The following is a 13,484-nucleotide window of genomic DNA, read 5'->3' as shown; positions in this document are numbered from 1 at the left end:
TCAAAGATTAACGCTGCCAGCGTCTCAGCAGGCGGCTTCTTAACCCGGTATCAAAGCGCCAGATATGATCGAAAATGCGCATGATCCCGGGTTTACCATGTGCAGACATCGCCACGGCGTGAAAACGATGTTGGTACTTATGCTGCAGATCTCCCACCTTCTTTACCACTTCATCCGGCAGTCGCTGGGCGATAAAATCTGAGATAACCACCGCGTCGGCATCCTGCCACTGCGGGTTTTGCAGATGTTCAATAATGGCGCGAAAACAGCTCGCCATGTCGGTACCGCCGCGAAAACGCTGGCTTAAAAAGCGAATGGCCTGCTCCAGCCCTTGAGAGCTGGTGAGCTCGTAGCGCACGACTTCACTTGAGAACAACATAATATAGCAGCGACGATTGTCAGCCAGCGCGACACGCATTAGTGCCAGACAGAATGCTTTGGCGCACTGTTCGTTGAAGCCGCCCATTGAACCGGAAGTATCCACGCAGACAATAAAAGGCCCACGCGGCTGTTCGTCTTCATCCTGGCGTACCACCGGGCGCTCGGTCACTTTTTCATGCCAGGCGTCGCCGTGCAGGCGATAGGTTAACAACTGTTTTTCCACCAGCCGCCGATAAAACTCATATTCCAGCTCGGTGATGCCCAGCGTCGCCAGTTCTGGCGGCAGCAGACGCAGGATATCGTCGCTTTGCTGAATTCCGTCGACCTGTTCTGGCACGGTCGATGGTTCGCGCACCAGCGTGCGGAAGGTCTCCATCGGCGCATCTTTTTTCGGTACAGACTTCGCCTCGCGAGAACGCCCCAGCTGTTCGGCCAGACGCATCAGTTCCGGCTGCTGGCTGAGAAACTCGCCGTATTTGACGATTAATTGGTAGTCGCCGCGATTGAGCTGCCCGGCGCTCATGTCCCAGAGTCGGCCGCCAGCGCTGTCGTTATCCACCAGCACCGGTTCCAGTTGCCCGCTTAAGGTCATCCGTTCCTGCACTTCGCTAAGCAGCTGTTCGCGTTCTTCTTCCAGAAGCTGTTGGTTCAGTGAAGTCACCTGGACCACCAGACTTAAGCGCCAGCGTTGAAGAAAGAGCGTATGCAGCGCAGGAGTAAAGGTCGCGTTATTGGCTATAAGCTGCTGGGCCTGAGCAGCAAAGGGTGACTGTACTCGTTTCAACAACGCCTGAATCTGCGGAAGCTGGACGATGAATTGGGCCGTCGATAGCAGCTGACTCTGCTGATAGCAGATAACCTCTTCTTCCAGTTCCGGCGGGATGGGCGCGCCTTTCAGCCGGTTTTTAAAGGTTTCACGCCAGCGAGGGAGATCCTCTGTAATGGCGCTTTTCAAACGGGGAAATTTTTCAAAGAAGACCGCCAACTGTGGTGAGGCCAGCAGAGCGATGATCATCTCTTCGATCATCCCCTCTTCGCTGACCGCCAGCATCATGTTGAGCGTATCAACGGTCAGCATTGCTGCGCCTGTTTGATCTGGACGGCGACGTCCTGCAGGCTGGCTTCAATACGCCCTAACCACTCTTCATTTATAAACAGGCATTTTTGCTGTTCGCTAAAGCGGTTGTGCTGTTGATGCCACTCTTCATCAAGGGCACTGAGCTGCTGACGAATTTCGCCCGGCATGTTCTCTGGTGTATGGCTTCCCGGTAGCGACAGGCGGGAACCTTGCAGACTGACGTCACGCACCACAAGGTGCTGAGCCGCATCGACTTCCATATTCAACGTCAGCGCAAAGCCGATACCGTTAAGTTTTCCACGGATTTCTCCCCCCTTCTCCAGCCAGTTCTCCAGCGCCTGACGTTCGAAGGTGATATGAATGACTTCAATATCGTGCAGCTTGAGCGGCTTTTGTAACAGCAGCGTCACCGTTGGCGACTGCACCTCTGGCGGCAGCTCGTAGTGTGGCTTGCGGCTGAACATTCCGCCCAGTCGAGTGACTTTAAGCGCCGTTTTATCGCTTTGCTGTTGCTGGATTTGTAAACGCTGTTGGGTGATTGCGCCCAGTTTATTGAGCATGGCTTGCTGCTGCCACGCGTGCCCGGTCATCAAAATATCTATCTGTTGTTGCAGTAAATTCCGGCTTTCTGCGTCATGCCATAGGCACTCTTTAAGCAAGATCAGATCGATAGGTGCTACCGCATCCCGGCCGCTGAAAAAGGCACATGCTTGTAGCAAACGGACGGCCTTTTTCCAGCGTCGGTCGGAGACGTAAGGCGCATTGGGCAGATTATCCAGTTGCTGACGCAGCGTGAAGATCAGTTCAAAGACCATATCGGGGAGTTTGATTTTGCCGATATCTTTCTGCCACTGGAAGTACTCTTCATCTGTGACCTGTAGGTTGGATGGGATCTGATTGTCGTTTTCGTCCTGTTGGCTAATCAGCATCGAGCGAAAATTGCCTTTATCCTGAACTTTGTCGAGCCACAGGCGGATGAGCATGCGGTCATATAATGCTTCAAGGCTGCTTTCGGCTTCTGGCAGCTCATTCGATGCCGTGACCAGCAGGCGCATCGGGATCTTGTCAACGTTGGCGCCGTTACGGAAGTGACGTTCGTTGATGGCGGTTAACAGGGTATTCAGGATGGCCGGACCAGCTTTCCAGATTTCATCGAGGAAAACGATTTCTGCTTCGGGTAAATAACCGGCGGTCAGGCGCTCGTAGCGACCTTCATCCTTTAGGGCCTGAATAGACAGCGGGCCAAAGACCTCTTCCGGCGTGGAAAAGCGAGTCATCAGATATTCGAATGCTCGGGCGTGCTGAAAGGCGAATTTCAGGCGGCGGGCAATCAGGCTTTTGGCGATTCCAGGCGGTCCCAGCAAGAAGACGCTTTCACCGCTCAGCGCCGCCAGAAGGCACAGACGAATGGCATGGCTACGCTCAAATAACCCTTTTTCTAACGCGCTGCTTAGACGCGAAATTCTTTCTGCTAATAAATGTGGTTGGGCCATAATTAACCTGCGTCCTTTCGCCAAGTAATCAGCTAACTGGCTGAGTATAGACGTTTAAGTCTGGCGGTGAATAGCCTGAAAGAACCTCGCCATTTATTGAGGCAGGTTAAGATGACGCAATTAAGGGGTACGATTTTGACGTTAATCGTGCATACTGTGCGCTTTTGGTGGGCCAAGGGACTAGGCACACATTTGTTTTATAAACGAAAGACTAGTCTATGAGCACTGATAATAAACAATCTTTATCAGCGATTACACTCGCTGCAATTGGCGTGGTATACGGCGATATCGGTACCAGCCCTCTTTATACGCTTCGTGAATGCTTGTCCGGTCAGTTTGGTTTTGGTGTTGAACGGGATGCCGTTTTTGGTTTCTTGTCGCTCATTTTCTGGCTGCTGATTCTCACCGTATCGCTCAAATACATTACTTTCGTCATGCGGGCAGATAATGCCGGTGAAGGTGGGATCCTTACGCTGATGTCGCTGGCGGGACGCAACACGTCTGCACGCACCACATCGCTACTGGTGATCCTTGGGCTTATCGGCGGTAGTTTCTTCTATGGTGAAGTGGTGATTACCCCGGCGATCTCGGTGATGTCGGCGATTGAAGGCCTGGAAATCATAGCCCCTGATCTCGAAACCTGGGTGGTCCCGATTTCGATTATCGTTCTGACGCTGCTGTTTGCTATTCAGAAGCACGGGACCAGCATGGTGGGCAAGCTGTTCGCCCCAATCATGCTTATCTGGTTCCTGCTGCTGGCTGTACTAGGCGCGCGTAGCATTATCGCTAATCCTGAAGTTTTGCAGGCGCTAAACCCTTACTGGGCGGTTCACTTCTTCCTTGAATACAAAACGGTTTCGTTCGTCGCGCTAGGCGCGGTGGTGCTGTCGATTACCGGTGTGGAAGCGCTGTATGCTGATATGGGTCACTTTGGTAAATTACCGATTCGCCTGGCCTGGTTCTCGGTGGTTCTGCCGTCACTGGTGTTGAACTACTTCGGTCAGGGGGCGCTGCTGCTCAAGCATCCGGAAGCGATTAAGAACCCGTTCTTCCTGCTGGCGCCAGAGTGGGCGCTGATCCCGATGCTGATTCTCGCCGCACTGGCGACGGTCATTGCCTCTCAGGCGGTTATCTCCGGGGTCTTCTCGCTGACTCGCCAGGCGGTTCGCCTCGGATATCTGTCGCCGATGCGTATTATTCATACCTCGGAAATGGAGTCGGGCCAGATTTACATCCCATTCATTAACTGGCTTCTCTATATCTCGGTTGTTATCGTCATTATCAGCTTTGAGCACTCCTCAAACCTGGCGGCGGCGTACGGTATTGCGGTAACCGGAACCATGGTGTTAACCACCATTCTGTTTACCACGGTGGCGCGTAAGAACTGGCACTGGAACAAGCTTGTGGTTGGCCTGCTGCTGGTGGGCTTTATGTGCATCGACATTCCGTTGTTCTCGGCAAACCTCGACAAAATTGTCTCCGGTGGTTGGCTGCCGCTGACGCTGGGTCTGGTGATGTTCACCATCATGACCACCTGGAAAAGCGAGCGTTTCCGCCTGCTGCGTCGTATGCATGAACACGGTAACTCTCTGGAAGCGATGATTGCGTCACTGGAGAAATCGCCGCCGGTACGCGTGCCGGGCACCGCGGTGTATATGTCGCGCGCGCTGAACGTTATCCCGTTTGCCATGCTGCATAACCTCAAGCACAACAAGGTGCTGCATGAGCGCGTGATTCTGTTGACCTTGCGTACCGAAGATGCGCCATACGTGCATAACGTTCGTCGCGTGCAGATAGAACAACTGTCGCCAACCTTCTGGCGCGTGGTTGCCAGCTATGGCTGGCGTGAAACGCCGAATGTTGAAGAGGTGTTCCACCGCTGCGGTCTTGAAGGCTTAAGCTGTCGGATGATGGAAACGTCGTTCTTTATGTCGCACGAGTCGCTGATTGTCGGCAAACGTCCGTGGTATCTGCGCCTGCGCGGCAAGCTGTACCTGCTGCTCCAGCGCAACGCGCTGCGCGCGCCGGATCAGTTTGAAATCCCGCCTAACCGGGTTATCGAACTGGGAACCCAGGTCGAAATCTAAAATAATCAACGCCCTCCCTCATTCTGATGGAGGGCGTTTTTTTATCGCTAATTTTGGTTTGCGAAACGTTTCGATGGCGATCACATTTCTATAACCTGATGATGGTTTTCTGCGCGTACTTGAGACTAAACTTAAGACAGCGAAACGTTTCGCTAGTGGAGCAAGAAAACAAATGAAGAAAGGCACGGTACTCAACTCTGAAATCTCTGCGGTTATCTCCCGTCTGGGTCATACCGATACGCTGGTGGTGTGCGATGCGGGTTTACCTATTCCCCACAGCACCGCGCGCATCGATATGGCGTTAACCCAGGGCGTTCCCACCTTTATGCAGGTGTTGGGCGTAGTGACTCAGGAGATGCAGGTCGAGGCCGCCATTCTCGCGACGGAAATTCAACAACATAATCCGCAGCTCCACGAAACGTTGCTCAAACACATCGAGCAACTGCAACAACACCAGGGAAATTGCATTGACGTTCGTTATGTCTCGCATGAGCAGTTCAAACAACAAACCGCAGACAGTCAGGCGGTGATTCGCAGCGGGGAATGTTCCCCGTATGCGAATATCATTCTCTGTGCTGGCGTCACTTTCTGAGGCCATCATGGACGCACTCTTACAACTCAAAGGGATCGATAAATCGTTCCCGGGCGTGAAGGCGCTCTCCGGTGCTGCGTTAAATGTCTACTCCGGGCGCGTGATGGCGCTGGTGGGGGAAAACGGCGCGGGCAAATCCACGATGATGAAAGTGCTGACCGGGATCTACGCCCGCGACGCCGGTTCATTAACGTGGCTGGGCAAAGAAACGACCTTCACCGGCCCAAAATCCTCCCAGGAAGCCGGGATCGGCATCATCCACCAGGAGCTGAACCTGATCCCGCAGCTGACGATCGCCGAGAACATTTTTCTCGGCCGTGAGTTTGTCGGCCGCTTTGGCAAAATCGACTGGAAAAGGATGTATGCCGAAGCCGACGTTCTGCTGGCGAAACTGAATCTACGCTTTAAGAGCGACCGTCTGGTCGGCGAACTGTCGATTGGCGATCAGCAGATGGTGGAAATCGCCAAGGTGCTGAGCTTTGAGTCAAAGGTCATCATTATGGATGAACCGACCGACGCGCTGACCGATACCGAAACCGAATCCCTGTTCCGCGTCATCCGCGAGCTGAAATCGCAGGGGCGCGGCATTGTCTATATCTCCCACCGTATGAAAGAGATTTTCGAGATTTGCGACGATGTGACGGTCTTCCGCGACGGGCAGTTTATTGCCGAACGCGAAGTGGCCAGCCTCGATGAAGATCGGCTGATCGAAATGATGGTGGGGCGCAAACTGGAAGATCAATATCCGCGGCTTGATAAACAGCCGGGTGATATTCGCCTGAAAGTGGATGCGCTGTGCGGGCCGGGCGTCGAAAGCGTCTCCTTCACCTTGCGCAAAGGCGAAATTCTCGGCGTTGCCGGGCTGATGGGCGCCGGGCGTACGGAACTGATGAAAGTACTGTACGGCGCGCTGCCACGCACCAGCGGCTACGTGACGCTCGATGGCCATGAAGTCGTCACCCGTTCCCCACAGGATGGCCTGGCAAACGGCATCGTTTACATTTCCGAAGACCGTAAGCGCGATGGGCTGGTGCTTGGGATGTCGGTTAAAGAGAACATGTCTTTGACCGCACTGCGCTATTTCAGTCGCGCAGGCGGTAGCCTCAAGCATAAAGATGAGCAGCAGGCGGTCAGTGACTTCATCCGTCTGTTCAACGTCAAAACTCCATCGATGGAGCAGGCGATTGGCCTGTTGTCCGGCGGCAACCAGCAGAAGGTGGCCATCGCACGTGGTTTGATGACCCGTCCAAAAGTACTGATCCTCGATGAGCCAACGCGCGGCGTCGATGTGGGCGCGAAGAAAGAAATTTATCAGCTAATCAACCAGTTCAAGGCCGATGGTCTGAGCATCATTCTGGTCTCCTCTGAGATGCCAGAAGTATTGGGGATGAGCGATCGCATTATTGTGATGCATGAAGGGCATCTCGGCGGTGAGTTTTCACGCGAGCAGGCCACCCAGGAAGTATTAATGGCTGCCGCAGTGGGCAAGCTTAACCGCGTGAACCAGGAGTAAAAAAGATGACAACCCAGTCTGTGGCAGGTCGCCGCTATTTCACCAAAGCATGGCTGCTGGAGCAAAAATCGCTGATTGCCCTGCTGGTGCTGATAGCGGTTGTGTCGACCATGAGCCCCAACTTTTTTACCGTCAATAACCTGTTCAACATCCTGCAGCAAACCTCCGTGAATGCGATCATGGCGGTTGGGATGACGCTGGTCATTTTAACGTCCGGGATCGACCTGTCCGTCGGTTCGTTGCTGGCGTTGACCGGCGCGGTCGCCGCGTCGATTGTGGGTATCGAAGTCAATGCGCTGGTGGCGGTTGCTGCCGCACTCGCATTAGGTGCCGCAATCGGGGCCGTTACCGGCGTGATTGTTGCCAAAGGGCGCGTTCAGGCGTTTATCGCCACTCTGGTCATGATGCTGCTGCTGCGCGGCGTAACGATGGTGTACACCAACGGTAGCCCTGTAAATACGGGCTTTACCGATAATGCTGATGTCTTTGGCTGGTTCGGTATCGGTCGTCCGCTGGGGATTCCAACGCCGGTGTGGATCATGGGGATTGTTTTCCTCGCGGCCTGGTACATGCTGCATCACACCCGTTTGGGTCGTTATATCTATGCGCTGGGCGGTAACGAAGCGGCAACCCGCCTCTCCGGTATCAGCGTGAATAAAGTCAAAATTATCGTCTACTCTTTGTGCGGGTTATTGTCAGCATTGGCGGGCATTATTGAAGTGGCTCGCCTCTCTTCGGCACAGCCGACAGCGGGTACCGGCTATGAGCTGGATGCTATCGCGGCGGTGGTGTTGGGCGGTACCAGCCTGGCAGGCGGTAAGGGTCGTATCGTCGGCACGCTTATCGGTGCGCTGATCCTTGGTTTTCTGAACAACGGTTTGAACTTGTTAGGTGTTTCTTCTTATTACCAGATGATCGTTAAAGCAGTCGTGATTTTGCTGGCGGTGCTGGTGGACAACAAAAAGCAGTAACTAACGACACTACAGGACATCTTAGATATGAACATGAAAAAACTGGCTACCCTGGTTTCCGCGGTTGCGCTGAGCGCGACCGTCAGCGCGAACGCGATGGCGAAAGACACCATTGCTCTGGTTATCTCTACCCTGAATAACCCGTTCTTTGTTTCTCTGAAGGATGGCGCGCAGAAAGAAGCGGACAAACTGGGTTACAACCTGGTGGTTCTGGATTCGCAGAACAACCCGGCGAAAGAGCTGGCTAACGTTCAGGATTTGACGGTTCGCGGCACCAAAATCCTGCTGATCAACCCAACGGATTCTGATGCAGTGGGTAACGCCATTAAGATGGCAAACCAGGCGAAAATCCCGGTTATCACCCTTGACCGCGTGGCTTCTAAAGGTGATGTGGTCAGCCATATCGCGTCCGATAACGTCCTGGGCGGTAAAATCGCCGGTGACTATATCGCTAAGAAAGAAGGCGAAGGTGCAAAAGTTATCGAACTGCAGGGGATTGCCGGAACATCCGCCGCGCGTGAACGTGGTGAAGGCTTCCAGCAGGCGGTGGCTGCACATAAATTCAATGTCCTGGCTAGCCAGCCTGCAGATTTCGACCGTACTAAAGGTCTGAACGTTATGCAGAACCTGCTGACCGCGCATCCTGACGTGAAAGCGGTATTCGCTCAGAACGACGAAATGGCGCTAGGCGCACTGCGTGCGCTGCAAACTGCCGGTAAATCCGATGTGATGGTGGTGGGTTTTGACGGCACACCAGATGGTGAGAAAGCGGTAAAAGATGGCAAACTGGCGGCAACTATTGCCCAGCTGCCTGATCAGATTGGTGCTAAAGGCGTTGAAACCGCTGATAAAGTACTGAAAGGCGAAAAGGTACAGGCAAAATATCCAGTTGACCTGAAGCTGGTTATCAAGCAGTAATAACGCGAATGCGATTCAGGCTGTTATAGCCTGATGGACAACATCAATAAGAAAAGCAGGGCACGCGCCACCGGTTGTCCGGTGGCGCATCTTACCGGACACTCTGAAAATGAAAACCGCAGGCAAACTCGTCGTCCTTGGCAGCATCAATGCCGATCATATTCTGAATCTTGAATCTTTCCCGACGCCGGGCGAAACCGTCACCGGTAGCCATTATCAGGTCGCTTTTGGCGGCAAAGGTGCTAACCAGGCGGTTGCTGCCGGGCGCAGCGGCGCCGATATTGCTTTTATCGCCTGTACCGGCGACGACGATATTGGCGAGCGTATTCGCAAGCAGCTGGAAGTTGACCGTATTGACGTTGCGCCCGTGAGTGCCGTCTCCGGTGAATCGACCGGCGTCGCGCTGATCTTTGTTAACGGCGAAGGCGAAAACGTTATTGGGATCCATGCGGGTGCCAATGCCGCATTATCAACGTCATTAGTGGAAGCCCAGCGCGAGCGAATCGCTAACGCTGATGCGCTGCTGATGCAGCTGGAATCCCCACTGGACAGCGTACTGCTGGCCGCGCAGATAGCTCACCAGAACCAAACCACCGTGGTATTGAACCCAGCCCCGGCGCGCGAGCTGCCGGATGCGCTGCTGTCGCTGGTGGATATTATTACCCCGAACGAAACCGAAGCGGAAAAGCTGACCGGTGTGCGGGTTGAAAACGATGACGATGCCGCGAAAGCCGCGCAGGTTCTGCATGGCAAAGGGATCGACACAGTGATTATTACTCTCGGCAGCCGTGGCGTATGGGCCAGCGTGAAAGGCGAAGGTCGCCGCGTGCCGGGCTTTAAAGTTCAGGCCATTGATACCATTGCTGCGGGTGACACTTTTAACGGTGCGCTGATGACGGCGCTGCTGGAAAATACGCCTCTGGCAGATGTGCTACGTTTCGCCCACGCGGCGGCGGCTATCGCCGTAACACGCAAAGGCGCGCAGCCTTCTGTTCCGTGGCGTGAAGAGATCGACGAATTTTTACGTCAACAGGGGTAATGCTTGGCCACAATGAAGGATGTTGCTCGCCTGGCGGGCGTTTCCACCTCAACGGTATCTCACGTCATTAATAAAGACCGGTTTGTCAGCGATGCCATTACCGGAAAAGTTGATGCGGCGATTAAAGAGCTGAACTACGCGCCTTCTGCTTTGGCGCGTAGCCTCAAACTGAATCAGACACGTACCATCGGCATGCTTATCACCGCCAGTACCAACCCGTTTTATTCTGAACTGGTGCGCGGCGTTGAACGGAGCTGCTTTGAGCGGGGCTACAGTCTGGTACTGTGTAATACCGAAGGTGATGAACAGCGGATGAACCGCAATCTTGAGACGTTGATGCAAAAGCGCGTCGATGGGCTGCTGCTGCTGTGTACCGAAACGCACCAGCCGTCGCTGGAAATTATGCAACGTTACCCTTCTATTCCTTCCGTAATGATGGACTGGGCGCCGTTCGACGGTGACAGTGACCTGATTCAGGATAACTCACTGCTCGGCGGTGATATGGCCACGCGCTATCTCATCGAGCGGGGTTACACTCGCATTGCTTGTATTGCCGGGCCGCTGGATAAAACCCCCGCGCGTCTGCGTCTGGAAGGGTATCGGGAAGCGATGCATAACGCACAGCTGCCAATCCCTGAAGGGTATGAAATCACCAGTAACTTTGAATTTGGTGGCGGCTTCGACGCTATGCAGCAATTATTAGCCCACCCGGAGCGCCCGGATGCGGTATTTGTGGGGAATGATGCGATGGCGGTGGGTGTTTACCAGTCGCTTTATCAGGCCGGGCTGCATATCCCACAGGATATGGCGGTGATCGGCTATGATGATATTGAGCTGGCGCGCTATATGACGCCACCGCTGACCACCATCCATCAACCGAAAGATGAACTGGGTGAGTTGGCGATTGATGTCTTGATCCATCGTATCGCCCAACCCGGGCAAAAACAGCAGCGTATGCAGCTGACGCCCGAGCTGGTGGTTCGCGGTTCCGTTTAAGGCTAGTGTTTTTCCTTAATCAGGTTGCGCCCATCTTTGGCTTTTAGCAGCATAAACATGAATGCCGATATCACCGTGATAACGCCCATGGTGATAAAGGTATAGTGGAACTGATCGATAGTGCTCGCCCCTTCAAGGCTTTGATATGAGCGCAGCACCGCGGCGCTGACTGCCACCCCAAGGCTGATAGACAATTGCTGCGTCACGGCCAGCAGGCTGTTACCGCCGCTGGCGTTGTCGTCGGTTAAGTCAGCCAGCGTGATGGTATTCATCGACGTGAACTGCGTTGACATCGCCATCCCCAGCACGAAGAGCGGCAGAATCAATAACCATACCGGCATTGCCGGCGACTGAAATGCGAACTGCGCAATCATCACTCCGATAAACAGCGTCACGCTGACCAGCGTTTTTCGATAGCCTAATCGGCGTAACACCTGCGTCACGGTCGATTTCGCCAGAATCGAGCCAATGGCCGTCGGTGCCATTATGCAGCCGGCAACCAACGCCGGGTAGCCAAACCCCACTTGTAACATCAGCGGCATCAGAAACGGTATGCAACCGGTACCCAGACGCGTGGCCAGGTTGCCAGCGATGCCGACGGAAAAGGTGCGGGTTTTAAATAATGATAGCGAGATTAGTGGCGACGGGTGTTTGCGGGCGTGGCGGATATACGCCAGTAATAGAAGAAGACTGAACAGCACCACCATCAAGGCAATCCAGCTTGCCACAATCTGCTCGCCCAACAGTTCCATCCCAATAGAGAACAGCACCAGGCTAAATCCGAACAGCAGAAAACCGGAGAGATCGAAGCGTCGACGCGGCGTAGTGAAGTTCGGCATATATTTGCGGGCATACAGTAACCCAGCAACGCCAATAGGGATGTTGATCAGGAAAATCCAGTGCCAGGTGGCCCAGGTGACGAAGACTCCACCGAGTACTGGCCCCAGAATAGGCCCTATCAGCCCCGGCATCGTCACGAAGTTAAGCACCGGCAGAAGTTCGCTACGCGGATAGGCGCGCAGTAACGCCAGGCGGGCAACGGGCATCATCATCGCACCGCCGATCCCTTGAATGATACGGAAGATAACCAGCTCAGATAATGAGGTAGACAGCGCGCAGGCCAGCGAACCTAAGGTGAATAAGCTGACGGCCAGCATAAAGATGCGCCGGGTGCCGAAACGGTCGGCCAACCAGCCGCTCACCGGGATCAGCATCGCCACGGTGAGGGTATAACTGATAATGGCCGACTGCATCGCTAACGGGGAGCGGTTGAGGCTATGGGCGATCGCGGGGAGCGCGGTATTCAGAATGGTGGCGTCCAGCGCTTGCATAAAGAAGGCCATGGCGGCAATCCAGGGAAGGCCTGCCATGCTCCGCGCTTTCATTTCAGTCATTCGCTTTCCTTTATACGGCCGCGCGGATATGCGGTGCATTCAATAAATCCTGACAGGCAATAAGCGCCTGCGGACCATCACCTGCCTGAATAGCATCAACAATGGCCTGGTGACTAGCCAGCTCAATGACTTCATCTTCAGTAATAGAAGTGAAATAGATGTGGTACACGGAATGGAAGAGCTTCGCGAATGAGGTCAGGAACGGATTCGCGCTCATCTCATAGATATGCTCATGCCAGGATGTGTCGACATCTATCCAGCGTTCGCGGTTGAACTCTTTCTCCAGCTGGGCCATCTCGCCCATTAAGGTGTTCAGGTGCGCTTTCTGCTCGGCGGTCCCCAGCGTTGCGGCCAGCATACATGCCTGTGGCTCCAGACTGCGGCGCAGCACCAGGAAGTGCTTCATGACGGAGTGGAAGTTATCGGTGGTGAGCCACCAGGATATTAGTTCCGTATCGAGGAAGTTCCAGTATGCCTGCGGCATTACCCGGGTGCCGATGCGCGGGCGAGGAAGAAGCATGCCTTTTGCTGAGAGCGTCTTCACCGCCTCGCGAACGGCGGTTCGGCTGACTCCGAAGATCTCACCTAACTCCATTTCGCCTGGGAGAATGCTTTCCGGCGGATATTCACCGGTTAATATCTTCTGAGCTATTTTCTCAGCCAGAACCCAGGAGATGTTTTTTTGAGCTGCCAGTTGCTGTGCGCTTAGAGACATAAATGCCATTCCTATTATTTATCTTTCTTTAGTATGCCATTTGACGTGCTGGATCGGTGTTAAAAACAGCAAATCGGGCTTTTAACGACGTATTCATAAACAATCTGGTGAAAAAGTTAGCGAGCGATAAAATATTTTAAATTTCCCCTTGTCAGGAAGAATTAACTCCCTATAATGCGGCCCCACTGAGACGGAACAACGGCAAACAAGCCGCCGGGTCAGCGGGGTTCTCCTGAGAACTTCGACAGAGAAAAGCGAAATTAAACGCTTGACTCTGAAAGAGGAAAGCGTAATATACGCCACCTCG

Annotated in this window: 11 protein-coding genes; 7 read left to right on the top strand and 4 right to left on the bottom strand. The window is 53.9% G+C overall.

From position 1 onward, the window contains the following. Positions 1-7: 7 nt before the first annotated feature. Together viaA and ravA are read right to left on the bottom strand one after the other, a co-directional pair. Positions 8-1,459, bottom strand: a complete 1,452-nt coding sequence (viaA, locus tag LZ634_RS12370) for an ATPase RavA stimulator ViaA (protein WP_234505419.1) — start codon at positions 1,457-1,459, stop codon at positions 8-10. Beyond that, a complete protein-coding gene (gene ravA / locus LZ634_RS12365; RefSeq protein ID WP_234505417.1) occupies positions 1,453-2,952 on the bottom strand; it encodes an ATPase RavA in 1,500 nt (499 codons plus the stop codon). Before ravA ends, viaA begins: the two co-directional genes overlap by 7 nt. A 218-nt stretch (positions 2,953-3,170) precedes the next feature. Between ravA and kup the strand changes: the two genes are divergently transcribed. The 7 genes from kup to rbsR all read left to right on the top strand — a co-directional run bounded on the left by kup (position 3,171) and on the right by rbsR (position 11,068). Then, complete coding sequence (gene kup / locus LZ634_RS12360) at positions 3,171-5,039, top strand: low affinity potassium transporter Kup (protein WP_234505415.1); 1,869 nt, start codon at positions 3,171-3,173, stop codon at positions 5,037-5,039. Positions 5,040-5,211: 172 nt separating this feature from the next. Then, complete coding sequence (gene rbsD, locus LZ634_RS12355) at positions 5,212-5,631, top strand: D-ribose pyranase (protein ID WP_234505410.1); 420 nt, start codon at positions 5,212-5,214, stop codon at positions 5,629-5,631. Positions 5,632-5,638: 7 nt separating this feature from the next. Continuing rightward, the gene (gene rbsA / locus LZ634_RS12350; protein WP_234505408.1) at positions 5,639-7,144 is read left to right on the top strand and encodes a ribose ABC transporter ATP-binding protein RbsA; all 1,506 of its coding nucleotides are present in this window, start codon (positions 5,639-5,641) and stop codon (positions 7,142-7,144) included. A 5-nt stretch (positions 7,145-7,149) separates the two neighbouring features. Further along, positions 7,150-8,115: a ribose ABC transporter permease gene (rbsC, locus tag LZ634_RS12345; RefSeq protein WP_052284556.1), complete on the top strand. Its 966-nt coding sequence runs from the start codon at positions 7,150-7,152 to the stop codon at positions 8,113-8,115. A gap of 27 nt (positions 8,116-8,142) precedes the next feature. Continuing rightward, positions 8,143-9,033 (top strand): ribose ABC transporter substrate-binding protein RbsB, encoded by an 891-nt coding sequence (gene rbsB / locus LZ634_RS12340; RefSeq protein WP_062776615.1) that lies wholly within the window; start codon positions 8,143-8,145, stop codon positions 9,031-9,033. Positions 9,034-9,142: 109 nt separating this feature from the next. After that, positions 9,143-10,072 (top strand): ribokinase, encoded by a 930-nt coding sequence (gene rbsK / locus LZ634_RS12335; RefSeq protein WP_234505404.1) that lies wholly within the window; start codon positions 9,143-9,145, stop codon positions 10,070-10,072. Positions 10,073-10,075: 3 nt separating this feature from the next. Beyond that, the gene (gene rbsR / locus LZ634_RS12330; RefSeq protein ID WP_234505401.1) at positions 10,076-11,068 is read left to right on the top strand and encodes a ribose operon transcriptional repressor RbsR; all 993 of its coding nucleotides are present in this window, start codon (positions 10,076-10,078) and stop codon (positions 11,066-11,068) included. A 2-nt stretch (positions 11,069-11,070) separates the two neighbouring features. Here the strand turns inward: rbsR and mdtD are convergent, their stop codons facing one another. Further along, positions 11,071-12,462: a multidrug transporter subunit MdtD gene (gene mdtD, locus LZ634_RS12325; RefSeq protein ID WP_234505398.1), complete on the bottom strand. Its 1,392-nt coding sequence runs from the start codon at positions 12,460-12,462 to the stop codon at positions 11,071-11,073. 10 nt (positions 12,463-12,472) lie between these two features. Beyond that, the gene (locus tag LZ634_RS12320; protein WP_234505395.1) at positions 12,473-13,177 is read right to left on the bottom strand and encodes a FadR/GntR family transcriptional regulator; all 705 of its coding nucleotides are present in this window, start codon (positions 13,175-13,177) and stop codon (positions 12,473-12,475) included. Positions 13,178-13,484 lie beyond the last annotated feature (307 nt).

The organism is Kluyvera intermedia (assembly GCF_021440345.1).
Classification (GTDB): Bacteria; Pseudomonadota; Gammaproteobacteria; order Enterobacterales; family Enterobacteriaceae; genus Kluyvera; species Kluyvera intermedia_A.
The sequence above is the reverse complement of the archived record's forward strand: the minus strand, read 5'-3'. Positions and strand labels throughout refer to the sequence as shown.